Here is a 24,013-nt window from a genome sequence, read left to right as displayed (position 1 = left end):
AATGACAAAACCTTATAGCTTCTCTTTTATATATATACACACTACATTGCTTGCTCTTCGCCTTCTTGCATTTGATGTGCCGTTGTTAGGTAGAATAAATCTTTTGGAATTTTAAATAAATTAAATTGTGCCTCACCGCTATTAACCTGCGCTAATAATGTTGGATGACTTTCATTGGCACTCACCACATAGGGAAGCTTTAAAGCAGCACGCTGTGATTTTAAATTTTCAACACGTATACGGAGAAAGACCGTATGAAAATTATAGTCAAAAAATAACTCGTTCAAAAATAACATTTTTGCTTTTTGATTATAACCTTTACCTTGGTAAGGGAGTCCAATCCACGTTCCTAGAAAGCCTGCACCGTCCTCCACATCGTGAATACTAATGGTGCCGATTGGTTGACCCCAATCATCAGTTATGGTCCTCGAGATAGCGAGTCCTCTCGCTTCCTCTTCAATCAGTTGTTTTGTCATAAACCAATATTCATCAGCGGATGTGGCTTTTTGACGGACAAAAGGGAATACAGAAGGGTGTGATAATAGCTCATAAAGCTCTGTACATTCATGCAGGTCTCGATGTTTAAGCATACGAAACGCCTCCTTTACTAGGGTAGTTAAAACAATTCCGTTGAAGCATAAAGAAGAAAACTAAAATTCGTACTGGAATTAAAACCCAAAGAACTAGACGTTATAACTATGATATTCCATAATCTCCCGCTGTCTTACTGATTTCGACCATACCGAAAAAAGGCTAGTTTTTTAAATATAATATAACATATAAACTGCTTGATGCAATCATTTTGCTCGTAAAAAAACAAAATTTGAGTTTAATAGTCAGTAAATTCTGATAAATGAAATGTGATTATCCATAATATTGTTGTTTTTTAGCATTAAGACTAACCTATCAATTTTAACTAATATTAATCATATATCTACATCTTTAGTAGGATTGTTGGCTTGTTATAATAGGTAATATATCAAATATTATCCTTATAAGGATATAATTTTTACGATTCTAGAAAGGTAATTTTTTATTTTTATGTTATAATAGTAGTATTATTTTTAATCTAACAACACATACATACGAACATTTCTATCATGATGGCAATGGCTTTTCTGGAGGTGACAGCATGGAGTATATTTTAAGCGAAGATTTCTTTAACTCATTATTTATTGGCAAGGATTTTGTTTTTCTCGTGAAAAAAGTAGGGGACGATTATCAATATATTCGCTTAAATCAAGCAGCTCAAGATCTGTTATCGAATGAGGCGATTGGCAAAATGATTTCGACCGTTACCTCAAAGCGTAATTTTTTGATCATTCAGAAAAATTACCATGAGGCCATTAGAGAACATAAACAGGTTGACTATGTAGATTATGCATATGTTCAGTCGGAGGTTCGTAAATATGAAACATCCGTCAGACCGTTGAAATATAAGAATGAAGACTATATTTTAGCCATCACGAAGGAAATACTTTATGACCGCAGTATTGAAGATAAATTTTTATTTATGCGGTCCATGTTTGACCATGCCTTTTTCTCAACAGTCATTTTATCGGCTGAAGGAATGATATACGAAGTGAATTCAAGCTTTATGGAAGATTTTCAATTAGATAATGAAACCGTCAAACAGAAAATGTTTGTGGATTTACCGATTATTCCAAAGGAAGAAGTTGAACAAATAAAAATTTGTTTGCAAAAAGCTGCAAGAGGGGAAAACGTTGGCGAGAAGTTTATTAAATTGCATACATTGGACCAACAGGAACGCATGTATTTACTGTCACTATCACCAGTGATGCAGGATGATAACTCCTTTGCCATATTTCTTATCATGCAAGATTTTACACAATTTACTTTACAAAAAGCAGAATTACGCTCGAAGTCTCACGGGCTAGAAGTATTTAAATCTGCATTAAATTCAGCTACAGCCATTGCTGTATTAGATCATAATTGTAACATTACCGAAGTGAGTGAGATGTTTTTACAGGCTTCTGGCTACACGGCGGAGGAGTTAATCGGTCAGCCCTACGCATTGATCGAACCACGATTCCGTGGGCAAGACCTTTTTCAAATAATTGAAGATAAGCTGGACACGATGGGAATGTGGCGTGGAGAACTTTGCTATCGAACGAAATATCATGCCGATTACTGGGTAGAAACTACCATTGTTCCATTAAAAGATGAGTTTGGTCAAATCGAACAAATTTTAACCATTAACTATGATATTACGGATAAGAAAAGAATGTTCACAGAATTAAAAAATATTGAACGTACTTTCAGACTCATCACAGAAAATACAAATGATTTAATTGTGATTACAAATGAGGATGGCATCATTATCTATGCTTCCCCGTCCTATGGTATTTATTTAGGTTATGAAAATGTAGAGCTACAAGGACAGTTTTACAGTGACATTATTGATCGAGAAAGTAAAGGCGAATGGCAAACATTCTTGAATAATTATACAGGGCAAACAGATTCACAGTTTGAGCTTTTACTGAAGGCGAAAGATGGAACACCGATATGGACAGAAGGAAATGTCACGGTTGTGCACGACCCTGAACGTGAAAAAGTTTCTCAAATTATGATGGTGTCTCGTGAAATTACCCATCGCAAAGAAAGGGAAAATGATTTGCTGTATTTAGCCTATCACGACGCTTTAACACAGCTACCTAATCGGCGTTTTTTAGAAAAGGAGTTTCCTAAAATCCTAGCAGAAGCAAATGAAAATCAAACCTGTGTGGCGATGCTCTATATAGATGGTGATGATTTTAAAGAAGTAAATGATCGCTTTGGCCATGAGACGGGCGATGCGTTTATTCAGCGATTCGGCAGTTCCTTGAACAAAACAGTTCGAAGCCATGATATGGTTATTCGAATAGGTGGCGATGAATTTATTGTCATCTTAACTGGCTTAACAAGAGATCAGGAAAAAAGACATCATCAAATTATGCATATTATTCGACGGATTCGCGATGAATTAGCAGAAGGCTGGATGATAGAGGACCATCTTTTTACACCAACTGCTTCAATTGGCATTGCCTATTACCCAGACCATGCTCGAACATTGGATGAGCTAATGGATTTAGCTGACCAAGCATTATATAAATCAAAAGAGTCGGGGAAAAACAACCTCTCCATTTCAGATATACACTAAAAAGTCTGTCCACAAGGTTTTCCTTGTGAGACAGACTTTTTATTTGATGTTATGCTATAACAGTATAGGGATAAAAATCCTACATCGTTATTTTGGAATAGAAGGTGATATGATGCCTAAGAAGATATTGTTGGTAGAAGATGAAAAGCATATCGCTCGCTTTGTCGAACTTGAATTACAACACGAAGGCTATGAAGTAAAAACTGCCTTTGATGGTCGAGAAGGATTGGCTTTGGCAACATCGGAAAATTTTGATGTACTTTTACTGGATGTGATGTTACCAAGTATTAATGGGATTGAGATTTGCCGTCGTATCCGAACACAATCACAAGTACCAATCATTTTATTAACGGCACGAGATGCTGTGATGGATCGTGTAGCAGGACTCGATGCAGGGGCTGATGACTATATCGTCAAACCTTTTGCGATAGAAGAGCTGCTGGCTAGGATACGGACGATTTTACGTCGTGTCACGCCAGAGCAGACAAGCAGTGAATCTTTATGCCTACGGGATATTGAAATAGATGTAGCTGCCTATGAAGTTTTCGTTCAGGGGAATAAACTTGATCTAACAAAGACAGAATATGACTTATTGAAACTATTAATCGAGCACAAAAATAGAGTATGTACACGAGAGCATATTTTAACATCCGTTTGGGGCTATGATACGGATATCGAAACCAACGTGGTAGATGTTTATATCAGACATTTACGTACAAAGCTCCCTGGGGCGATGAATGATTATATTGAAACCGTTCGCGGTGTTGGGTATGTGATGCGAGAATGAATAAGTTAAGAAATTATTTACGTCAGCAGTCCCTGCAAAAAAAATGGATGCTGACCTCAAGCAGTGTCATCTTTATTAGCTTTACGATTATTTGTGTAGTCGTCTATGTTTCTCTGCATACATGGTTATTAAATGATGAGGAGAGTAAGGTCAATCGGACAAGTAAGGATATCATCTCTTTTTTAGAGTCCCAAGGTCCTACAATTACCATTCAGCAAATTCAGCAAAATACAGGCTTGCTCAAATCGATTGCGGATCGTGATGAGACGGTCCGAATATTTAATGCTGATGGGGTGGATATTTTACGAATCAATGATACCTCTGCTGCTGCACCACTTAATTCGTTGCAAGAAATTTTTGAGATGACCATTGATAAGCAGGATGTGCTGGTCATCAATGAACCGATTCGGATGGGCTTTTTCCAAGGCTATATTCAGGTGATTCATCCGTTAACTAGTTTTCAATCTCTCATGCATTATCTTTTGACAGCCATGCTGATTGCAGGGTTAGGAGCCTTAGTGTTATCTGGCTCTATTGGCTATTATCTAGCGAACTATTTAATGAAGCCACTACACGAATTGCGTGCATCCATGAAAACTGTGATGGATCAAGGATTTAAGGAGCCTATACAGCTAACCTATACATCACATGACGAAATTGGTGATTTACTGAAGATGTATAATGCCATGATGAACGAGCTGCAAATCTCATTTACCCAGCAGCAGCAATTTGTCGCCGATGCTTCTCATGAGCTGCGTACACCGATTCAAGCAATTGAAGGGCATCTTTCTCTTTTAAAAAGATGGGGCAAACATGATCCTGCCATATTAGAGGAATCCATTGATACCTCCTTAACAGAAATTGCTCGTATGCGCAAAATGATTGAGGAATTATTAGAACTTGCACGGCGTGAGGAAAAAGATGAAACAAGTGAGGCCAATGCATTAGTGGTCATCGAAGCAGTGATGGATGAGGTAAAGCTTGTTCATCCACAAGCGCGAATATCGCTGTCGAAACATGGTGAAATTGGTCCGTTATTTATCACCGAAAATGCACTAAGTCAAATCGTTCGTAATATAATAGAGAATGCCATTCGTTATTGTGAAAAAATTCCTGAGATACAAATTTCTATTTCTGTTGCTGGAAATTATGCATGTTTAGAAATTACTGATAATGGTATAGGAATAGCACAAGACAATATTCCGTTTATCTTTGATCGTTTTTATCGAGTGGATGAAGCAAGAAATCGCCAAATTGGTGGAACAGGCTTAGGGCTTAGTATTTCGAAGATGTTACTTGAAAAATACAATGCCACAGTAGAAGTCAAGAGTGAGGTTAATATTGGAACCGTTTTCTCGCTGAAAATCCCGCTAAAATATTAAGAAAAATACACGCTTTATTTCATTATTCTATCCTTTGCGAAAAAAATTGCTTAATTTGCTAAAAAGAGTTGTATTTTTTGTGAAGAGTAGTAAGATTGAGATGGAAAAAACGTTCTTTAAAATATGGAAAAGTAGTGAGAAACATTCTTTTAAAGAACGGCTAAATATTATATAATTAATTGCAATTTAATTAATGGAACTGCCGAAAGGCAAAATTTGGAGGTCATTTTTCATGTCGAACAACGTTACAACTGTAAGTTCTCCATGGTCAGCTTTCTCTGGTCCTAACCTAGGATATGTGATGGAGCAATACGACTTATTCTTACAGTCTCCTGAAGAAGTAGAACCGGAGTTAGTTTCTTTATTCCAACAATTTGGTGCACCAGTAGTAGTAGAAGGTGAAGTAGCTGTAGCTAGTCATACAGCAGCGGCTCCTGCTGGCGATTACAAAAAAGTGTTAGCCGCTGTAAAACTAGCAGATGCAATTCGTTCACGCGGTCATTTAGCAGCAGATATCTATCCTCTGAAAAACCGTGAACTACAAACAGCTCAAATTGAAGAAAGCGCGTTCAACTTAAGCGCTGCAGATTTAGCTGAAATTCCTGCAGCAATCTTCTTCAAAGATGTGCCAGCAAACGTGAAAAATGGTAAGGATGCAATCGACTATTTAAAAGCTATTTATACAGATAAAGTAGCATTTGAATATGGTCACGTAGTAGCTACTGAAGAACGTGATTGGATTCAAGCGCAAATCGAATCAGGCTCATTCAAACAAGCATTATCTGCGGATGAGAAGAAAGCCTTATTAGATCGTTTAACTCGCGTTGAAAATTTCGAGAAGTTTATTCATAAAACTTTTGTAGGACAAAAGCGTTTCTCTGGTGAGGGCTTAGATACGCAAATCGTTCTATTTGATGAAATTATTAAAACGGCAGAAGCAAAAAATGTGGAAAACGTACGTATTGGTATGGCACACCGTGGTCGCTTAAACGTTTTAACACACATTTTAAATAAACCTTATGACATGATGTTCTCTGATTTTGCACATGTTTCCAATGATTTATTTATGCCAGAGCATGGCCGCCTTGAAATTACAAAAGGTTGGACAGGTGATGTGAAATACCACATGGGTGCTTCTTACAACCGTGAATCCGGTATGAATGTGAAATTGGCTTACAACCCATCTCACTTAGAAGTGGGCAATCCAGTAGTACTTGGTGCTACTCGTGCAACACAAGATGATACATCTAAACCAGGGCAACCTATTTTTGACCGTACAAAGGGCTTAGGCATTCTTGTACACGGTGATGCTGCATTCCCAGGTCAAGGGATTGTAACAGAAGTGTTAAACTTCGCTAAAACAGAAGGCTTTACAACAGGTGGAACAATCCATATTATCGCAAACAATATGATTGGATTCACAACCGAACATTATGATTCTCGTTCTTCTGTGTATTCTTCTGACCCTGCAAAAGGCTATGAAGTACCAGTAATCCATGTCAATGCAGATAGCCCAGAGGCAGTAGTGCAAGTTGGACGTTTTGCGGCAAACTACCGTCAAACATTTGGCAAAGACATTATTGTGGACTTAGTAGGTTACCGTCGCCATGGTCATAATGAAACAGATGACCCAACAGTGACAAACCCAGAAACATACAAATTAGTGTCTAAACATGAAACAGTGCGTGCATTATATGGTGCACAATTAGTGGCAGAAGGTCTTGTAACTGCTGATGATGTAGCTGCACTAGATACAGCTATCTATGCAGAAATGCAAGCAGCCTATGACCACGTCAAAGAAATGGCAGAAAAAGATGATCATCATCATTTAGAAATGCCAGAAGAATTAAAAGTAGAGTTCCCACAAATTGATACAGCAGTAGGTGCGGAACGTTTAGAAAAAATCAATGAAGAGCTTTTAGTGTTTGAAGAAAACTTCGAACCACAGAAAAAGCTTGGTAAAATCTTAGAAAAACGCCGTGATGCTTATGCGTCTGCAAAAGTTGACTGGGGTCATGCTGAAACTTTAGCGTATGCAACGATTATTCAAGATGGCACACCAGTACGCTTTACAGGTCAAGATGCACAACGTGGTACATTCTCTCAACGTCACTTAGTACTGCATGATAAAAACAATGGCAATGTCTTCACACCACTACACCATATTTCTGGTGCGAACGCATCCTTTACAGTACACAACTCTCCACTGACTGAAGCTGGGGTGGTAGGCTTTGAGTATGGTTACAACCTAGAAAATAGCCATGTACTAACAGTATGGGAAGCACAATTCGGTGACTTTGCGAATATGGCACAAGTGATGTTTGATAACTTTATTTCAGGGGCACGCTCAAAATGGGGTCAAAAATCTGGTCTAGTTATCCTTTTACCTCATGGTTATGAAGGTCAAGGTCCAGAGCACTCTTCAAGCCGTATGGAACGCTATTTACAAATGTCAGCTGAAAATAACTGGTTTGTAGCGAACTGTTCAAATGCAGGAAACTACTACCACTTATTACGCCGTCAAGCAGCATTATTAGGTACAGAAGGAGTACGTCCACTTGTAGTCGTATCACCAAAATCATTATTACGTCACCCATTAGCTGCGGCGAATGCTGAGCAATTAGCAAATGGTTCATTCCAAGAAGTGATTGAACAACCACGCTTAGGGGCTAAACCAGAAGCTGTAGAGCGTATCGTTTTAGGTACAGGTAAAGTGATGATCGACTTAGCAGAGCGCGTGAAAGACGGCGAAGGCTTCGATCACCTACACATTATTCGTGTAGAACAACTTTACCCATTCCCAAAAGAGCAAGTTGCTGGTATCATTGCTAAGTATCCTAATGCAAAAGAGATTGTTTGGGTACAAGAAGAACCTAAAAACCAAGGCTCATGGAATTATGCATTAGAAACATTATATGAACTTTCAGAAGGTAAAAAACTTCGCTATGTAGGCCGTCCTGCAATGAGCTCAACTTCTGAAGGGGATGCAGATTCTCATAAAGCAGCACAAGCAGCTCTTATTGAAGAAGCGGTTGCTGAGCCAGTAAAGGTTAAATAACATATATCAATTTTTGAAACCGGGCTACTTGCCCTTAAGCAGTAGCCCTTCTATGTGCGTCATGCACGTTAATCAAAGGAGGAAATGAAAGTGGCTGAAATTAAAGTCCCTGAATTAGCAGAATCGATTACAGAAGGTAGTATCGCACAGTGGGTAAAAAAAGTGGGCGATCGCGTTGAAAAAGGTGAATTCATCGTTGAACTTGAAACAGATAAAGTAAACGCTGAGATCATTTCTGAAGAAGCAGGTGTATTAACACAAATTTTAGCTGAAGAAGGCGATACTGTACTAGTTGGTCAAGTTATCGCAGTAGTAGAAGCAGGCGAAGGCGCAGCAGCAGCTCCAGCAGCGGCAGCACCAACTGAGGCAGCACCTGCACCAGCAGCGCCACAAGCAGCACCTGCACCAGTTGCAGCAGCTCCAGTAGTAGAAGAAACTTCTGGTGAGCGTGTAGTTGCATCTCCAGCAGCACGTCGTCTTGCACGTGAAAAAGGTATTGACCTTGCAGCGGTATCTCCAGTAGATCCACAAGGACGTGTACGTGTACAAGATGTAGCAGCTCATGGTACAGCACCAGCTGTAGCACCAGCAGCAGCACCTACATCCGTAGCAACTTCAGGTGGCCCAGTAGTATTCACACCAGCAGCTAATTCTGACCGTGTAACAATTGAAAAAATGAGCCGTCGTCGCCAAACAATTGCAAAACGTTTATTAGAAGTTAAACAATCAACAGCAATGTTAACAACATTCAACGAAATTGACATGACAAACATCATGGCACTTCGTAAACGTAAACAAGAAGAGTTTGTAAAAGCAAACGACATCAAACTTGGTTTCATGTCATTCTTCACTAAAGCTGTTGTTGCAGCACTGAAAAAATACCCATACGTAAACGCTCAAATCTCTGGCGATGAGATTCATTTAAATAACTTCTTTGATATCGGTATTGCTGTATCGACTGAAGAAGGTTTAGTCGTACCAGTTGTACGCGATGCTAATAGCAAAAACTTTGCAGAAATCGAAAAAGATATTGCTAACTTAGCGACAAAAGCTCGTGATAAAAAATTAGGCTTAAATGACATGGCTGGTGGATCATTCACAATCACAAATGGTGGTGTATTCGGTTCATTAATGTCAACACCAATTATGAACGGTACACAAGCTGGTATTTTAGGTATGCACTCAATTGTAAACCGTCCAGTTGCAGTAAATGGTGAAGTTCAAATCCGTCCAATGATGTATGTAGCACTTTCATACGATCACCGTATCATCGATGGTAAAGATTCTGTAGGATTCTTAAAAACAGTTAAAGAATTAATCGAAAATCCTGAAGATTTATTATTAAATTCATAATTCCATTAAACCCTGCGAACAATGTTCAGCAGGGTTTTTTGTATGACGAAAGGTATTGAGCGATTCTATGCTTGAAAGAGTACGAATGGTACATCGTTTATAGGAGCAAAGAAAGAAAAAAACGCAACTTTTCTCATATGTAGAACATACTCTATAATAAATATTTGTTGTAATTTTCAGAAATATCAACAAAAGTTCAACGATTTAAAGTGGAAGCAGAACGCACAATATCCTAATATTGTCATTAGTCAGAAAAATGTTAAAATCGTCTTGACGAACATATTAGTTTTATAGTAGTATCTAAATATCAATTAAATAAACAAACCTCACGAATTGTTACCAGTGAGGTAGAGGCGCGGTATTTATTAGTTCATTGTTGAGTAAAAGCAAGCGAAGACGCAATGAAGAAGGAAATATCGCCGAAGTATAAAAGGAGCTCGTACTTTTATACTGGGTCTGCAGTGAATAAGTGCAGGACTGTCCTAGTAAATGGATTTCCAGATTTACTAGGTTGTGCTATCTCGGAAACATGGAAATTATAGTGAGGATTTGGGCAACTGTCATAAAAGGTAAGACCTAAGTTCAATAAACTTAGGTCTTTTTTAGTACAGTTGTCTTATTTTTTTACAGAAAAGGGGAGTTTTTCATGAAAAGAAAATGGTTGTTAGTAATGATCTCTATCATGACGGCAATTGTGCTAGCTGCATGTGGCACAAGTGACAAAAAAGAGGGCGGTTCAAGTGATGCTGGAACTGACAAAGAAGAAGGTGGCGGTGAATTCCGAATTGGAATGGAGGCTGGCTACCCACCGTTCAACTGGACACAGCAAGACGATGCAAATGGCGCAGTGAAAATTGCGGATAATGCAGAGTATGCAGGTGGCTATGATGTACAAATGGCAAAGAAAATCGCTGAAGGTCTAGGCAAAGAGTTAGTCATTGTTAAAATGGAGTGGGACGGTTTAGTTCCAGCGCTACAATCAAACAAAATTGATGCAATTATTGCAGGTATGTCACCAACAGAAGAACGCAAGAAAACAATTGATTTTACAGAAAACTATTATACTTCTGATTTTGTTATGGTTATTAAAAAAGGTAGCAAATATGAAGGCGCAAAATCGATTCAAGACTTCTCAGGTGCTAAAATTACATCACAATTAAATACATCAAACTACACAGTTATCGATCAAATTAAAGGCGTAGAAAAGCAAACAGCAATGGAGAGCTTCCCAGCAATGCGTGTGGCGTTAGAAGCAGGTAAAATTGATGGCTATGTAGCTGAACGTCCAGAGGGCATTTCCGCTTCTGCTGCCAACGATAAATTCACATATGTAGCATTTGAAGAAGGCTTTGATACAGACCTATCAAATACTTCAATTGCTGTAGGCTTACGTAAAGATGATACAAATCGTGAAAAAATCAATGAAATCCTAAAAGGCATTTCAGAAGATGATCGTCAAGCGATTATGGAAGAAGCTATTTCTCAACAACCCGCAGCACAATAATGACATGGCACGGACTAGCAATTAGTCCGTGCATGATCATTTCATCATTATCAAAATGAGAACCTCTCTACATAATGATAATGTCCTAGCGTGACAAATCATAGAATGGTAGAAAGAGCTAGGACACAAAAGAAATAAGCGAGCAAGATGACATTGTTAGGAGGAACATCATGAGTCTTGAATGGATACTTTCAATTATTGAAAACAACTGGCAAATGTTTTTACGAGGTGCGTATTATACGTTACTGATTTCGAGTATTAGTACAATTATTGGTGCATTTATCGGATTTTTCATCGGAATTATGCATACGATTCCAGTTCGTAAAAAAGGTGTGAAATTTTATAGCTTAAAGCTCATTAATTTTATACTAACATGCTATGTTGAATTTTTCCGTGGTACACCAATGATTGTACAAGCTATGGTTGTCTACTACGGATTAGATATCGCATTCGGTATCGATATGCACTTTATTACAGCAGGTATTTTAGTCGTTTCCCTCAATACAGGGGCATATATGGCAGAAATTGTTCGTGGCGGTATTGTATCCATTGATAATGGTCAATACGAGGCAGCATCAGCAATTGGCATGAATCACTTCCAAATTATGCTTCATGTTGTCTTACCACAAGTAGCGCGTAATGTTTTACCAGCGACAGGTAACCAATTAATCATGAATATTAAAGATACAGCCGTATTAAATGTCATTGGAGTAACGGAATTATTCTTCCAAACAAAATCAATTTCGGGTAACAACTTCCGTTATTTCGAATCATTCTTCGTTGCATGTGTTCTTTATTTCATCATGACATTTACCGCATCTCGCATCCTTCTGTATGTTGAAAAACGTCTAGATGGTCCTGATGCCTATCAAAAAGAACAAAAAGAAGCCGTATAGGGGGACGCACAAATGGCAGTCATTAAAATCGAGCATTTAAGTAAATCATTTGGACGTAACCAAGTGTTAAAAGATGTGAATTTCCAAGTGGAAAAAGGGGAGGTAGTTTGTTTAATTGGCTCCTCTGGCTCTGGTAAATCCACATTGCTTCGTTGCATAAATTTATTAGAAACGCCAAGTGGCGGTCAAATTATTTATAAAGGGGAAGACATCCTAGATGAAAAGCACAATATTCAAGAATATCGCACACATTTAGGCATGGTGTTCCAGCAGTTCAATTTATTTAACAACCACAATGTCATAAGTAATTGCACAGTGGGCCAAATCAAAGTGTTAAAACGTTCGAAAAAAGAAGCAGAAGAAACGGCGCTTAAATACTTGAAAATCGTTGGCATGGATCAATATGTGAATGCCAAGCCCCGTCAACTCTCAGGCGGACAAAAGCAGCGTGTGGCCATCGCTCGTGCCTTATCAATGAATCCTGATGTAATGCTATTCGATGAGCCAACATCCGCATTAGACCCAGAAATGGTGGGTGAGGTATTAAAGGTAATGCGTCAGCTAGCAAACGAGGGCAATACGATGCTCATCGTGACACATGAGATGGAATTTGCCAAAGAAGTAGCAGATCGTGTTGTCTTTATGGATAAAGGTGTAATTGTGGAAGAAGGCCCTCCAGCACAAGTATTAGTCAATCCACAACATGAACGTACGAAGGAATTTTTAAAGCGTACATTAAAATAAGCACAAAAAAGTGAGTCCAACCTGTTGGACTCACTTATTTTCTAGAATTCCATTCTGCATAAAGTACAAAGCAGATTGCGAATGCTACAGCAATGATAAAAAACCATTGCGGTACACCACCAAAACTCATCATAACACCTCAAATATTCATTTTTTTTGGATAGAATAGGTATAGTATTTCTTTTTTCTCCACAAAAGACCAAAAATATTATAAAATAAGCAATAGACATTAACTTTTGCTAGTAAAGAGAGGTAGAGAGAATATGTTACATTTAAAATGGAAAGATGCGCCAACATTACGAACGGTTACTTGCAAACATACAAATGCATCGAAATACTTAGTATCAAACGTATTGACAGTAGGAAAAGAGTATGAAGTGAAAAATGAAACAGAAGAGTTCGTTTTTATCATCGACAACACAGGTAATGTCGGTGGCTACTATAAAGATTATTTTGAATAAAAACAAACAGGGTGGTTCAGAACATTTGCTGAGCCACCCATTTTTTTGTTAATCTCGCTGATAGCTGCTAGCACCCGCCACATCCTGTAGCTGTTGTTTCTCTTGTTCAGTTGCGGTATGCAGGGCAAAGACATCTTTAATTGCTGTTTGCAGCTCTTGCTGTGTTTCTTTAAACTTCGAAACTTGCTGTTCAAACGTGGGACTTGAGAAGCGATCATGAGCCCTTGATAATCGCTCCTCTAAACGTGCATAATGATGATCCATATGCATCGATAGCATCATCGCCAGTTGGTTTTTCCAGAGCGGAATCAAGGTAACGATAGAAAACTCAATTTTTTCAGCTAATGTTTGATTGGCCTGCTGAATCATACGAATTTGAGGAGCTGTTTGCAGAGCGACTTGCTGTGATACTTGTAAATCATAAATACGTTGATCGAGTCTTTCGATTTGAGCAGCAAAGTCATTTAATTGCTGGATCGCAAGTGGCTGTTTGGTAGCTTGGACACTCGTTATTTGTGCAGGTAGCTCTACCTCAATGGCTTGCTGCTTTTTCATTTGTCCTGCGGCAATCGCCGTTGCCAATTCCTCAAAAAATCCTCGATTATGGGCATAAAGCGCCTCTAAGTTTTCAACATCTTTTATCAGCTGAAGCTGTGCACGTTCTAGCTGAACGCCAATGCGCTCCACCTGTATACTAATACGTTCAAATTCTGTGAGTGTTTGCTTCACATTAGGCTCGGTTTTGCCAAAGATTTTTTTGAAAAAGGTTTGCTTTTTTGGTTCCAAAGCAGTCGGATCTACTCGATCTAACGTCTGCATTAAAGAATCCAGCATTTGACCAATTTTAGTGACATCCTTTTGCTTTACTTGAGCAAGCATGCGGTCGGCAAATTGAGACAGAGCTCGCTGTGAATCTTGCCCAAGGGACAGCAATGATTCAAAATCAGTCAAATCGATTTGACTGGCATACAGTAATGCACGACTTTGTGCAAGAGGCGATAGCGTTTCATAAGTCGCCATCGCCTCGTTTTGCGGAGTTGTTTCTAAATAGGATTGGACTAGTGGAGAAAGCCCTGGTATGGTATTTAGTTGAAATGCGTGTTCGTTTGCTGTCATTTATCATCGCCTCGCCAGTCCAATTGTTCTCTACGTCTAAGATTGGAACGATTTGCGAATTCAATCTCCATTTGCAGATGATCGATATCATTTGCAAGCGCATCCTTCAAATCAATTTGAATTGTGTCATTCAAATCAGTTAGGGTTTCACGTGTTTTGGATAAAGTTAATTGAATTTCCTTATCCTTCACTGGCTGCTTGGAAAGCATTGTATATTTATCCGTTAATTCTACAGCAGAAGGTAAGTGTGCATAGAAAAATGGTTCCACATTATAAAATTTACGTGGGTCTGTCTTGACGATTTTGACGATATTTTTGGAGATACGCGTCATTTCAAGTAGTTGTTTAAACGCTGAAACAGAACGTACACGTAAATAGTTTTGACTCAATGTTTGAATATGCTTATTAGCTGTTAATACTTGTGTTTCAATGTGTTTGAATTCTTCTTTTGTGATGCCTGCTATTTGCATGACTTTCTTTTTTTGTCTATGTTTCAGCAACGCTGTACTCGTCGCATAGGAACCCGCAAACAGTAAACCACCAAGGAAGAATCCAGGATTTGCCGCAATTGCTGCGATAGAAACAGTTGTGAGCGAAATAAGAAAGCTGGCACTATGTCTAGAGAAAAACTGTCCGACACTAAGCATTGTTTCATCCTCCTTGCTTTTCAATATGTCTATCTTCTTATACGAAATAATCGACATAAAGTTTCATTGAAAATTAATCCCTTACATAAATTTTACTGCTATTTGTGAACTTTCTCAATGATAATACATAGAATAAGTGAGTTGTTTCGATGAATAAGTCGGTTTTGTTATCCTTAGGAGCCATTCTGACATGGGAATGAGGATTTTTTGCATCTCGGTCCCTGAATAGAGGAGCGTAATTTGATTCAAGAGCGGCTTCTGCCTCAAAGCGAGCGGTTAAGTGAGATCCATGAGCGGCTCCAACTCGAAAAGGAGCGGTTTATTCTCTAAGAAGAGCATCTTCATCCAAAATGAATGAGTCTTGTATGAAACTTTTTCCAAATGAATTCGTAACTGATACAAAGGGGGATATAGGATGACGAAAATTTTTCTGGTGTCTATTACAAAAATATGGATGAACCAGTAAGTGAACAGAAAGTGAAAGAAAAAGTCTTTGAGAAAAAATCAAAATTAAAAGCCTATTTAAACAAAGAAGGCTATATGAAGGAATCTAAAAATCAATATGTGAAAATCACTGATGAATCGATATTAGTTGCTGCCATTCAAAAAATAAAAATCAAAAAATGATGATAGGTCATGTTCTTAAGAGCATGACTTTTTTGATTTCAATAAATAGGAGAGGAGGCATCATTCAAAGAACCCATAGCCCAGTGTCAGCTCTCTAGAAAAACGGCTTCCAATTTGAATCTTTTTCGTCTTTTTCGTTTGGTTTTCTTACAAACGCAATACATCGTTCTTCGCATGCACCAAATATATTAAAATTTTTCTGTGCTTGCCTTAAGGATAGCGTATTAGCTCCACCTCCAAAGTCATAATCATAAAATTGAACGCCGTCATCTTCCCAAAAACAAATTTCACATATCTCGTATGTACCTGGTGGTTTTCCTTTCATTGTCTTATATCCGCAACAAGGACAAGTAAATTTCATTATAATCACTCCCAAATATTTTTCGATAATTTTATCATACTTCCTATATGACAAAATGCAGTGTTAAGATTAAAAATTGTTGAACCCCTCTCTAAAACAACACTACAAAAAAGCCAGACATTAAACAATGTCTGACTCCATACGTATATAGCCTTTTAAATCATCGTATAATTCTAAAGAAAATGAATTGGAATCGGCTTGGGGACTAACGCCTTTTTGGACAAAAAGGAGAAATTCATTGAGTGCCTTTTCTGAGCCCTCCACTTCCACTTCAATTTGCTCTGCGTCATTCAATCGACAGTATCCTTTTAACCCTAATTCAATAGCTTTTTGCTTGATGAAAAATCGGTAGCCTGTGCCATAGACATCACCAAAAAATTTTATACTTGCTCGTTTGTTCAAGGGAATACCTCCTACTTAATAGAGGAGAGGGGCGAACCTCTCCTTTTATTGCATGACACGTTCTTTTTCTAAATAGGCAATTAAGTTATTAATGTGATAAAGTACATGCTTAGATGCCTCATCGACTTCTTTTAGATGAACATCAGCTTGTTCGATATGACCCGCTTTATGGGCTTCAGCCGCAAGCTTCGCTGATTCATGGACGCGTAAATGATAGCCATCTAATTCATGATAGTCCTGTAAATGACCGAAACGTTCGACTGTACGAGGCGCAGTGTACCATTTGCCAAGTCGACAGTCTCTATGAGAAGAAACATCGCTTGGATCAACGTTTTCTAGGCCAAGGAACATGTTATAAATGCGCCATTTCCATAAAATATGATCTGCCTTCGATAATTGTAGTAGGGCAATAGATGAAAGCTGTACATTATTGTTAGCAATAAGATCATTACGGAAACGGTTAATTTCTTTCCCTAATAAATGAATATCGCTGGATGTATTATGACTATAATCACGAATATCTTCCTGCAAGCTTGAAATTTCGATCATTCTTGCTGAAACTTCATCAATCGCGGCTGCTTGTTCCTGGGAAATGGCAGCCGTATTTGTCACATCTAAATTAATACCCTCAATCGCTTGAACAATGGCATTTAATAATGGTAACGAATCTTTTGCTTCAACGGTTGCTTCTTTAATAATAGCTGTCGTATCTGTAATTGAGTTAGAAACATCATTCGAATAACTCTTTAAATGATGAACATTTGCGGATACTTCACTTAGCGCAGCTACCGTGTTTTCAGCAAGCTTTCGTACTTCCTGTGCAACGACCGCAAAGCCTTTCCCATGTTCACCTGCACGCGCTGCTTCAATGGAGGCATTAAGTGCGAGTAGATTCGTTTGATCGGCGATTTGATTGATTAATGTGACAACCTGCTCAATATCATTTACCCTTTTTTGTAATTCTGAAAATGAGTCAACAATGGATGTAAAGGTCTCCTCGGTTTTAAAAATCTCCGATAGGGCATGCTCAATAGCGTTTTTACCTTTTGTAGCATGGTCAACAGATTCAGTTGTTTTCTCTGATATATGAGAAGACATGCGTGCAACCTCGTTGATAGAAGCTGCAATCTGTTCTGTTGCAGCAGTAGAGGATTGAATCTCTTCATTTTGCTTATCTAGGCTAAAGACTAAATCCTTCATGTACATAATTTTGGCATTGACATCCATTAAAGAAGATACTTCTCCTACCACATTTTCAATAATGCGCTCTGTTAACACTTCCACTAATAATTCTTGATCGACATTGACAGCGGATTGGAATGATTTCATATATTGAAATGCTTTATTTGGCTTGATACCAAAATTGTGTAAAATATATGTAGTAATATAGAAGGCAAATTGGTTGAAGACAACAATTAATTTACCAGGCTCGTATTGATGCTTGCGGAATAGATTGAAAAATTTGACAGTTTCATCTACATAATGATCATCACGAGTTGCTAAGAAAAACTGTGTTAAGTATTGATTAATATTTTCTTCACTAATGATTAATTGAGAGGTAGGGGATATCTCGCTTAAATAATGATGAAAAATGGCATTCATGGAAGGGGTAATGTCTTTGAGCTTTTGATAGAGTGCCTTTAAGTGCTCCTCATCTTGTGAAGTGAAATGATTGAATGCCAGTGTTTGGTAAAATCGGCCTGTTGCATGTAAATCTGTACCACGTTTGAGTAGTTCTTCTAGCTCTGCTTTAGGTCGAATACTTGAAAACATAAAAATACCTCCAAAAAGTATGTATAATAAGGTAATAATAGCATAATTCAGGTGGTTTTAATAGACATTTCAGTTGTGTTTGCTAAAATGAAACTATCTTATGACAGCAAGGAATGGGCAAATATGTATACAATTATTTACATGAAAGCGGACTATGAGCCTTGGTGGAAATTTGAAGGCTGGGAAGCTTATATTCAAACTGAAGATACATTTGACACGAAGGAGCTCTTTGAACGTGCATTACAACAAAAATTAGCGCATTTTCGTTCCTCTTACGATAATGAGGCAGCGAAAGAGGAGCAGTATTGGGCTTTTTGGTCTGAGGATGAAAGCTTTTACTGTGAGGCTTGCGATGATGATGCACAAGTATATCATGGAATAATTGCGTGTAAAATAGAAGAGAAGTAAAAAAATTTTGAAAAAAAGTAAAAAAGATTTTTTCTTTATTTGACAAAATTATGGATGGCAGTTATACTTAACTTAACAATTTAATTGCTTCACCGGAAACATGAATTCACATATTACAAAAAGTGATCGCGTTAGTTCGGTACTCTTTGTAATATGTGAATTTTTTTCAATCGCTGAAGAAATTACATATTGTTCACTTTTATTTTTTGGAGGTTTTCTTAAATGAAACAAGGTACAGTAAAATGGTTTAACTCAGAAAAAGGTTTTGGATTCATCGAAGTTGAAGGTGAAAACGACGTATTCGTACACTTCTCAGCTATCCAAGGCGAAGGTTTTAAAACTCTTGACGAAGGTCAAAAAGTGGAATTCGAAGTTGTAGATGGCAACCGCGGACCACAAGCTGCTAACGTAACTAAACTTTAATTCTCAGTAATTAAAATTACTTCGTTAAACCCAAGACATCCTATGCAAATAGGATGTCTTTTTTGTATCATTTGCAAGTTTAAGGATTACAAATCCTATTTTAGGTTAAATATATAGTAGTGGCGGATAGCCATGCAAAAGTAAAGGATAGCGCTATAAAAGTAGCGGATAGCCATGTGAAACTGAAGGATACCTGCACAAAAGTAGCGGATAACCCTATAAAATGGAGGGTAGCCCCGCCAAAATAGCGCATCGCTTGTAAAGAAGGAGGCAGATGAATGTGAATAATGAAGAAAAATTGCCTGAAGAACAGGAGCAACAAGATTTTTATCAGAAACTACGTACAAAATTAGTAGCTTTTCTTGGGTCGAAAAAGGGAAAAAGTAACAAGTTTACTCCGTATTTAATGTTTGTGCCTGATTTATTTCATTTGTTAATTAAAACAGTAACCGATGCGGGTGTAGATAAAAAGAGTCGTGCATTAATTGGGGCATCCATTGCGTATTTTGTATTACCGATGGATTTAATGCCAGAAGGACTGCTAGGCTTTGGTGGCTATTTAGATGATGTTGTATTAGCAACTTTTGTGGTAAATACCATTATTAATAAGTTGGGTCCAGATGTAGTGGAAAAGCATTGGACAGGGGATGACAAGCTTTTACATGTGCTACAAAAGGTTGCAGAAGTGAGTGATGAGGTTGTCAGTAAAATTCCTGTAAAATCGCCAATTGCTCAGTTCGTCAAGCAAGAAAGTAAAGATAAATAATAATATTATGTAAACCTAAGACACCTTATAAAAATGAACCTGCTTATTACAGGTTCATTTTTTATTGCTCTTCTAATAAATTTCGGAGTTGTTGTACAGGTACAAATAGGCCAACATTTCCAATGGGCTCATATTTCATCGTGGCAAAGATAACCCCAATGACCTCACCATGTTGATCGATTACAGGGCTACCACTATTGCCACGATAAACAGGAGCTTTTAGCATCCTAACTGGCTCCTGCCAATCTTCTAATTGAATGGCTTCTAGCAATGTTCCTTCATTAGCGATGCCGGTGAAAGCAAGTGGATTTCCAATAAAATAGACATGTTCATTAACAGTGTAAGGTGGATCTTCTGCAAGAGGTAGATAGGGAAGTTGCTCAGCTTGCACCTGTACAAAGGCTAAATCTACGGCTGGATAGCTCTCGATTAATGTTGCTTCCATCAGTCCCTCATCAGGAAAGACGACTGATAATGTTGTGGCATGTTCGACAACATGGGCGTTGGTGACAATCAGACCATCTGGTGAGATGGCAAAACCAGTGCCTTTACTGGAGCCTGTTGAAATTTCAACGACTGCCTTTTTATAGGTTTGTATATCCTCTTGTGCAGAGAGCCGCGTTGAAACCTTGATAAATTCAAGCGCGGGTATGGAGTAGATTTGAAAAATGAGGGCAAATGTATTGAAAAACAGCACTAGTGCCATACCCCATACGATCCAGCGTACAAGAGGCTTTTGTTTTTTTGGCTTTTTTCCATAAATGCGTTCTTCTCGCGCCTGTGCTAATGCTTTTTGCTGTTCCTCGAGTACAAGTTCAATAAATTCTTCTTCCGTTAATTCATCTTGCTTTGGGGTTGCATTATGTATATCACTCATTGATTGGCCTCCTTTGCTAAAAAACAGACGCCCAAGCAGGACGCCTGTTTTCTTTCAATTATTCTATTTTTTGCAAGGTTGATGTCACAACAAATGGCTCATCTTGCTCTGTTTCCATCGTATCCTCTTTGCGAATTAGACCAATGTCCTTTGCAAAATATTTGGTTGTAGTCATTTGATCTTCAGAGCGACTTAGCTGGATGACATCTTGATAGACCGTTGTACCAGTATCAACAGTAGCGGTCGTTGATTCAATTGTCCAACCTTGAAAGCTTGTCCCGACTTGTAAAGGCTTTTGAAGTACGGTTTCCAGTACAGGATAAGATGCTGCCTCAGCTGCACTTGGCATGCTTGGATTACTGTCAACAGGTTCTCGATAGACAAGATCAATACTTGTATCCGTTATGCGGTAGATTTTTAATAGTGTCACACCACCATTATCCTCTATTTGTACGATATGCTGTGTATCGAGGTAGGTAGTTTTTAGTGTGAAGCTAGCAAATTCATTTCCTTCCCCTTGAAAAGAAGCAACAGATCCATCAGGTGGAAAATAGGAGAGAAGTGACGTTTGATCTTGTTCCACTGCTTGCTTGTCTTCCACAGATGGTGTTGGAGCTGGCACAGGCTCTTCCTGAACTTCTTCACGACAGCCAGCCAGTAAAAATACTACAGAAAGTACTAGAACAGGGTATCTCATGGGCACACTCCTTCGCTATTTTCTTTCATTATACGTGAACGAGGAGTGTTATACGAATAATACGAGATTGTATAAATAATATTATTATGTAAACTATTTAATGAAAACTTGTAACAGCATGGAAAATTATCTATGATAGAAATGAAGTGAAAAAATGGGGGGCAAAGACATGTATAGACATGTAGATGATTTCTTACAAGAATGGTCAAATGCATCAAACGGGACACTACAGGTATTACAGGCTTTAACAGATGACAAGCTTCAGCAAAGTATTGTAGAGGGTCATAGTACACTTGGTTGGTTAGGCTGGCATTTAGTTGGAGCAGCAGGTTATTTTAGCTATCTAGCAGGGTTAAAAGTACCAATGATTCGCCAAGAAGATCCTGTGCCATCGACTGCGGCTGAGATCGTGACAGCCTATGAAAGCGTAGCAAATGGTATTAAAGAGGAAGTGGCTAAGCTTTCGAATGACGAGTTACTAGAGGTAGTAACAGGCTTTAAAGCGCCGATGCCAAAAGGGGCTTTATTACGTGTATTAATTGACCATCAAACACATCATCGTGGACAAATGACGGTCCTACTACGTCAAGCAGGTTTACCAGTACCTGGCGTGATGGGACCAACAAAGGAAATGCAATAATTACGCGTGCAGCAGATAAATCATTTATCTGCTGCATTTTTTAGATTGACACTTACCTACTAGTAAGTTAGTATAAAGCCATGACAAATAGAAAAATGCAAATTATAGAATTAACATTGAAGAATATTCAGGAAAAAGGATTCACATCATTTAGTTATGAGCATTTAGCAAAGGAGCTTGGCGTCACGAAAGCCAGTATTCACTATCATTTCGAGAAGAAGGGAGACTTAGGGATTGCTGTTTGCGAAAGAATTCAACAAGGATTAGAGAGAACTTTTACATTGATGAAGGAGTCCACTTTGCCAGCTGAGGAAAAGCCATTTGCCTTTATTATGCAGCGAATAAAATTTCTAGAGCAAGACGGCATTTGCCCTATATCAGCTTTACAGGCGGATTATCAAGAATTACCGCAACCAATGCAAGAAAAGCTTCAGCAGCTTAGTCAAATGGAAATCGATGTCTTTGTTGAGCTATTGAAAGATGCTAAACAACAGGGCGCACTCCAAGCTACTAATGATTTGGAGGCTCTAGCTGTATTACTTATTTCAAGTACGAAAGGGGCATTACAATATAAACGTGTTGTAGGAGAAGCGTTCTTTCAAAAGATGCTGGAGCAATTAAAGGAACTGTTAAAGTAAGACATGAAACGAGAAGGAGCGATGTGCATGGTACGAAGAGTCGTTGTTACTGGATATGGTGTTGTTTCCCCGTTAGGTAATTCGGTATCAGCCTTATGGGAGAATATTAAGGCAGGAGAATCAGGGATTCAAAAAATTCAAGGGGAGGCATTCAGCGGCATTAATACGCAAATTGCTGGGACGAGTACGGATTTCGATGCAACGCTGTATATGGATAAAAAAGAAATCAGTAAATATGATCTATTTGTGCAATATGCTGTTGCCGCTGCCCAGCAAGCTCTGACACAAGCCAATTTAAATATGGAACAGGTAGATAAGGAGCGTTTAGGCGTTTACATTGGCTCTGGCATTGGGGGCATTGAAACGATTTTAGAAAATCATCAAGCGATGCTCAATCAAGGGCCTAGGAAGGTGTCACCATTTATGGTGCCGATGATGATTAGCAATATGGCTGCAGGAATACTAGCAATCAAAACGGGCTTTAAAGGACCAAGCTTTTCACCTGTTTCTGCCTGTGCGACAGGAAACCAGGCGATTGGAGAAGCTTTCTTAGCGATTCGACATGGCTATGCGGATGGCATTTTAGCAGGCGGAGCGGAGGCACCGATCAATCCACTTAGCTTTGCAGGATTCTCCCGCATGAAAGCCATGTCCACTAGGAATGAAGAGCCAACAAAGGCCAGTCGACCATTCGATAGCGAGCGGGATGGCTTTGTCATGTCTGAAGGAGCTGGCATCGTATTCCTAGAGGAGTATGAACACGCCAAACAAAGAGGTGCTACGATTCTGGGTGAGATTGTTGGCTATGGTGTGACAACAGATGCTTATCATATTACAGCTCCTGATTTTACGGGTGCTGCCAATGCCATGAAGCTGGCATTAAAAATGGGTGCTATCGATGGGTCAGCTATCGATTATATCAACGCACACGGCACAAGTACTCCAGAGGGAGATAAATCTGAAACAAAGGCTATTAAACACGTTTTTGGTGATCATGCCTATCAACTAAAGGTTAGCTCCACAAAATCGATGACTGGACATCTCTTTGGCGCGGCCGGTGGAATTGAAGCCATTATTACATTGAAAAGTATAATGGAGGGCATTATTCCACCAACCATCAATTATGAAACACCAGATCCCGAATGTGATTTAAACTATGTTCCTAATGAGGCGCTTCATCAAGACGTTAACTTTGCGCTATCGAATGGGTTTGGCTTTGGTGGTCATAATGCTGTGCTAGCATTTAAAAAATTTGAGGAATAAGGCATTAGCTTAGCTAAAAAGAGTGGTATG

At 38.6% G+C, this 24,013-nt stretch carries 24 protein-coding genes and 1 riboswitch; of the genes, 16 read left to right on the top strand and 8 right to left on the bottom strand.

Features of this window, described 5'->3' with window-relative positions:
- Positions 1-41: 41 nt before the first annotated feature.
- The gene (locus HXV90_RS04645) at positions 42-590 is read right to left on the bottom strand and encodes a GNAT family N-acetyltransferase (protein WP_004230128.1); all 549 of its coding nucleotides are present in this window, start codon (positions 588-590) and stop codon (positions 42-44) included.
- A 542-nt stretch (positions 591-1,132) separates the two neighbouring features.
- Between HXV90_RS04645 and HXV90_RS04640 the strand changes: the two genes are divergently transcribed.
- The 9 genes from HXV90_RS04640 to HXV90_RS04600 all read left to right on the top strand — a co-directional run bounded on the left by HXV90_RS04640 (position 1,133) and on the right by HXV90_RS04600 (position 13,345).
- Positions 1,133-3,160: a diguanylate cyclase domain-containing protein gene (locus HXV90_RS04640; protein ID WP_269898492.1), complete on the top strand. Its 2,028-nt coding sequence runs from the start codon at positions 1,133-1,135 to the stop codon at positions 3,158-3,160.
- A gap of 112 nt (positions 3,161-3,272) precedes the next feature.
- A complete protein-coding gene (locus HXV90_RS04635; RefSeq protein ID WP_048392894.1) occupies positions 3,273-3,947 on the top strand; it encodes a response regulator transcription factor in 675 nt (224 codons plus the stop codon).
- Entirely contained in the window at positions 3,944-5,329 is a 1,386-nt protein-coding gene (locus HXV90_RS04630) for a HAMP domain-containing sensor histidine kinase (RefSeq protein WP_115673570.1), read from the top strand. The genes HXV90_RS04635 and HXV90_RS04630 overlap by 4 nt, the downstream gene beginning before the upstream one ends.
- A gap of 232 nt (positions 5,330-5,561) precedes the next feature.
- Positions 5,562-8,387, top strand: a complete 2,826-nt coding sequence (locus HXV90_RS04625) for a 2-oxoglutarate dehydrogenase E1 component (protein ID WP_269898491.1) — start codon at positions 5,562-5,564, stop codon at positions 8,385-8,387.
- 90 nt (positions 8,388-8,477) lie between these two features.
- Positions 8,478-9,740 carry a 2-oxoglutarate dehydrogenase complex dihydrolipoyllysine-residue succinyltransferase gene (gene odhB / locus HXV90_RS04620; protein WP_048392889.1) on the top strand — a complete coding sequence of 421 codons (1,263 nt, stop codon included), beginning with the start codon at positions 8,478-8,480 and terminating at the stop codon, positions 9,738-9,740.
- A gap of 340 nt (positions 9,741-10,080) precedes the next feature.
- Positions 10,081-10,267, top strand: a riboswitch (Lysine riboswitch).
- A gap of 119 nt (positions 10,268-10,386) precedes the next feature.
- The gene (locus tag HXV90_RS04615; protein ID WP_269898490.1) at positions 10,387-11,244 is read left to right on the top strand and encodes a transporter substrate-binding domain-containing protein; all 858 of its coding nucleotides are present in this window, start codon (positions 10,387-10,389) and stop codon (positions 11,242-11,244) included.
- Between the two features lie 170 nt (positions 11,245-11,414).
- On the top strand, positions 11,415-12,140 hold the full coding sequence (locus tag HXV90_RS04610) for an amino acid ABC transporter permease (RefSeq protein WP_004230111.1): 726 nt from the start codon (positions 11,415-11,417) through the stop codon (positions 12,138-12,140).
- A gap of 12 nt (positions 12,141-12,152) precedes the next feature.
- Positions 12,153-12,884: an amino acid ABC transporter ATP-binding protein gene (locus HXV90_RS04605; protein WP_004230107.1), complete on the top strand. Its 732-nt coding sequence runs from the start codon at positions 12,153-12,155 to the stop codon at positions 12,882-12,884.
- Positions 12,885-13,147: 263 nt separating this feature from the next.
- Positions 13,148-13,345, top strand: coding sequence for a DUF6501 family protein (locus tag HXV90_RS04600; RefSeq protein ID WP_048392887.1), 198 nt, complete (start codon positions 13,148-13,150; stop codon positions 13,343-13,345).
- A gap of 48 nt (positions 13,346-13,393) precedes the next feature.
- Here HXV90_RS04600 and HXV90_RS04595 read toward each other — a convergent pair whose 3' ends face one another.
- Entirely contained in the window at positions 13,394-14,461 is a 1,068-nt protein-coding gene (locus tag HXV90_RS04595; protein ID WP_009371332.1) for a toxic anion resistance protein, read from the bottom strand.
- Positions 14,458-15,108: a 5-bromo-4-chloroindolyl phosphate hydrolysis family protein gene (locus tag HXV90_RS04590; protein WP_004230101.1), complete on the bottom strand. Its 651-nt coding sequence runs from the start codon at positions 15,106-15,108 to the stop codon at positions 14,458-14,460. The genes HXV90_RS04595 and HXV90_RS04590 overlap by 4 nt, the downstream gene beginning before the upstream one ends.
- A 450-nt stretch (positions 15,109-15,558) precedes the next feature.
- Between HXV90_RS04590 and HXV90_RS04585 the strand changes: the two genes are divergently transcribed.
- The gene (locus HXV90_RS04585) at positions 15,559-15,735 is read left to right on the top strand and encodes a hypothetical protein (protein ID WP_016994025.1); all 177 of its coding nucleotides are present in this window, start codon (positions 15,559-15,561) and stop codon (positions 15,733-15,735) included.
- A gap of 94 nt (positions 15,736-15,829) precedes the next feature.
- Here the strand turns inward: HXV90_RS04585 and HXV90_RS04580 are convergent, their stop codons facing one another.
- From HXV90_RS04580 to HXV90_RS04570, 3 genes are all read right to left on the bottom strand, one after another.
- Positions 15,830-16,096: a CPCC family cysteine-rich protein gene (locus HXV90_RS04580; protein ID WP_016994024.1), complete on the bottom strand. Its 267-nt coding sequence runs from the start codon at positions 16,094-16,096 to the stop codon at positions 15,830-15,832.
- A gap of 120 nt (positions 16,097-16,216) precedes the next feature.
- Positions 16,217-16,498 carry an acylphosphatase gene (locus HXV90_RS04575; protein WP_016994023.1) on the bottom strand — a complete coding sequence of 94 codons (282 nt, stop codon included), beginning with the start codon at positions 16,496-16,498 and terminating at the stop codon, positions 16,217-16,219.
- Between the two features lie 45 nt (positions 16,499-16,543).
- The gene (locus tag HXV90_RS04570; RefSeq protein WP_048392879.1) at positions 16,544-18,271 is read right to left on the bottom strand and encodes a globin-coupled sensor protein; all 1,728 of its coding nucleotides are present in this window, start codon (positions 18,269-18,271) and stop codon (positions 16,544-16,546) included.
- A 123-nt stretch (positions 18,272-18,394) separates the two neighbouring features.
- On the opposite strand from HXV90_RS04570, the gene HXV90_RS04565 reads away from it, so the two are divergent.
- From HXV90_RS04565 to HXV90_RS04555, 3 genes are all read left to right on the top strand, one after another.
- A complete protein-coding gene (locus HXV90_RS04565) occupies positions 18,395-18,679 on the top strand; it encodes a DUF1033 family protein (RefSeq protein ID WP_206542475.1) in 285 nt (94 codons plus the stop codon).
- A 222-nt stretch (positions 18,680-18,901) separates the two neighbouring features.
- On the top strand, positions 18,902-19,102 hold the full coding sequence (locus HXV90_RS04560) for a cold-shock protein (protein WP_004230088.1): 201 nt from the start codon (positions 18,902-18,904) through the stop codon (positions 19,100-19,102).
- 274 nt (positions 19,103-19,376) lie between these two features.
- Positions 19,377-19,868 carry a YkvA family protein gene (locus tag HXV90_RS04555; RefSeq protein WP_066036791.1) on the top strand — a complete coding sequence of 164 codons (492 nt, stop codon included), beginning with the start codon at positions 19,377-19,379 and terminating at the stop codon, positions 19,866-19,868.
- Positions 19,869-19,929: 61 nt separating this feature from the next.
- Here HXV90_RS04555 and HXV90_RS04550 read toward each other — a convergent pair whose 3' ends face one another.
- Positions 19,930-20,745, bottom strand: a complete 816-nt coding sequence (locus tag HXV90_RS04550; RefSeq protein ID WP_103118108.1) for a S1C family serine protease — start codon at positions 20,743-20,745, stop codon at positions 19,930-19,932.
- A gap of 58 nt (positions 20,746-20,803) precedes the next feature.
- The gene (locus HXV90_RS04545) at positions 20,804-21,442 is read right to left on the bottom strand and encodes a hypothetical protein (RefSeq protein WP_048392874.1); all 639 of its coding nucleotides are present in this window, start codon (positions 21,440-21,442) and stop codon (positions 20,804-20,806) included.
- Between the two features lie 169 nt (positions 21,443-21,611).
- Between HXV90_RS04545 and HXV90_RS04540 the strand changes: the two genes are divergently transcribed.
- The 3 genes from HXV90_RS04540 (at position 21,612) to fabF (ending at position 23,983) form a co-directional block, all read left to right on the top strand.
- Positions 21,612-22,082 (top strand): DinB family protein, encoded by a 471-nt coding sequence (locus HXV90_RS04540; protein WP_103118110.1) that lies wholly within the window; start codon positions 21,612-21,614, stop codon positions 22,080-22,082.
- A gap of 80 nt (positions 22,083-22,162) precedes the next feature.
- The gene (locus HXV90_RS04535; RefSeq protein ID WP_016993630.1) at positions 22,163-22,720 is read left to right on the top strand and encodes a TetR/AcrR family transcriptional regulator; all 558 of its coding nucleotides are present in this window, start codon (positions 22,163-22,165) and stop codon (positions 22,718-22,720) included.
- A 27-nt stretch (positions 22,721-22,747) separates the two neighbouring features.
- The gene (gene fabF / locus HXV90_RS04530) at positions 22,748-23,983 is read left to right on the top strand and encodes a beta-ketoacyl-ACP synthase II (protein WP_269898489.1); all 1,236 of its coding nucleotides are present in this window, start codon (positions 22,748-22,750) and stop codon (positions 23,981-23,983) included.
- Positions 23,984-24,013: the final 30 nt, after the last annotated feature.

It is taken from the genome of Lysinibacillus sp. JK80 (assembly GCF_027557635.1).
GTDB classification, from domain to species: domain Bacteria; phylum Bacillota; class Bacilli; order Bacillales_A; family Planococcaceae; genus Lysinibacillus; species Lysinibacillus capsici.
Note: the sequence above shows the minus strand (reverse complement) of the source record. Positions and strands in the feature narration are given on the sequence as shown.

Bases quoted from the DNA above. Each gene is read 5' to 3' on its own strand.
- HXV90_RS04535 (WP_016993630.1), top strand. From the start codon at position 22,163: ATGACAAATAGAAAAATGCAAATTATAGAATTAACATTGAAGAATATT.
- HXV90_RS04590 (WP_004230101.1), bottom strand. From the start codon at position 15,108: ATGCTTAGTGTCGGACAGTTTTTCTCTAGACATAGTGCCAGCTTTCTT.
- HXV90_RS04570 (WP_048392879.1), bottom strand. From the start codon at position 18,271: ATGTTTTCAAGTATTCGACCTAAAGCAGAGCTAGAAGAACTACTCAAA.
- HXV90_RS04560 (WP_004230088.1), top strand. From the start codon at position 18,902: ATGAAACAAGGTACAGTAAAATGGTTTAACTCAGAAAAAGGTTTTGGA.
- HXV90_RS04540 (WP_103118110.1), top strand. From the start codon at position 21,612: ATGTATAGACATGTAGATGATTTCTTACAAGAATGGTCAAATGCATCA.
- fabF (WP_269898489.1), top strand. From the start codon at position 22,748: ATGGTACGAAGAGTCGTTGTTACTGGATATGGTGTTGTTTCCCCGTTA.
- HXV90_RS04585 (WP_016994025.1), top strand. From the start codon at position 15,559: ATGGATGAACCAGTAAGTGAACAGAAAGTGAAAGAAAAAGTCTTTGAG.
- HXV90_RS04595 (WP_009371332.1), bottom strand. From the start codon at position 14,461: ATGACAGCAAACGAACACGCATTTCAACTAAATACCATACCAGGGCTT.
- HXV90_RS04545 (WP_048392874.1), bottom strand. From the start codon at position 21,442: ATGAGATACCCTGTTCTAGTACTTTCTGTAGTATTTTTACTGGCTGGC.
- HXV90_RS04640 (WP_269898492.1), top strand. From the start codon at position 1,133: ATGGAGTATATTTTAAGCGAAGATTTCTTTAACTCATTATTTATTGGC.
- HXV90_RS04635 (WP_048392894.1), top strand. From the start codon at position 3,273: ATGCCTAAGAAGATATTGTTGGTAGAAGATGAAAAGCATATCGCTCGC.
- HXV90_RS04580 (WP_016994024.1), bottom strand. From the start codon at position 16,096: ATGAAATTTACTTGTCCTTGTTGCGGATATAAGACAATGAAAGGAAAA.
- HXV90_RS04555 (WP_066036791.1), top strand. From the start codon at position 19,377: ATGAATGTGAATAATGAAGAAAAATTGCCTGAAGAACAGGAGCAACAA.
- HXV90_RS04550 (WP_103118108.1), bottom strand. From the start codon at position 20,745: ATGAGTGATATACATAATGCAACCCCAAAGCAAGATGAATTAACGGAA.
- HXV90_RS04610 (WP_004230111.1), top strand. From the start codon at position 11,415: ATGAGTCTTGAATGGATACTTTCAATTATTGAAAACAACTGGCAAATG.
- HXV90_RS04630 (WP_115673570.1), top strand. From the start codon at position 3,944: ATGAATAAGTTAAGAAATTATTTACGTCAGCAGTCCCTGCAAAAAAAA.
- HXV90_RS04605 (WP_004230107.1), top strand. From the start codon at position 12,153: ATGGCAGTCATTAAAATCGAGCATTTAAGTAAATCATTTGGACGTAAC.
- HXV90_RS04615 (WP_269898490.1), top strand. From the start codon at position 10,387: ATGAAAAGAAAATGGTTGTTAGTAATGATCTCTATCATGACGGCAATT.
- HXV90_RS04565 (WP_206542475.1), top strand. From the start codon at position 18,395: ATGTATACAATTATTTACATGAAAGCGGACTATGAGCCTTGGTGGAAA.
- HXV90_RS04600 (WP_048392887.1), top strand. From the start codon at position 13,148: ATGTTACATTTAAAATGGAAAGATGCGCCAACATTACGAACGGTTACT.
- HXV90_RS04625 (WP_269898491.1), top strand. From the start codon at position 5,562: ATGTCGAACAACGTTACAACTGTAAGTTCTCCATGGTCAGCTTTCTCT.
- HXV90_RS04645 (WP_004230128.1), bottom strand. From the start codon at position 590: ATGCTTAAACATCGAGACCTGCATGAATGTACAGAGCTTTATGAGCTA.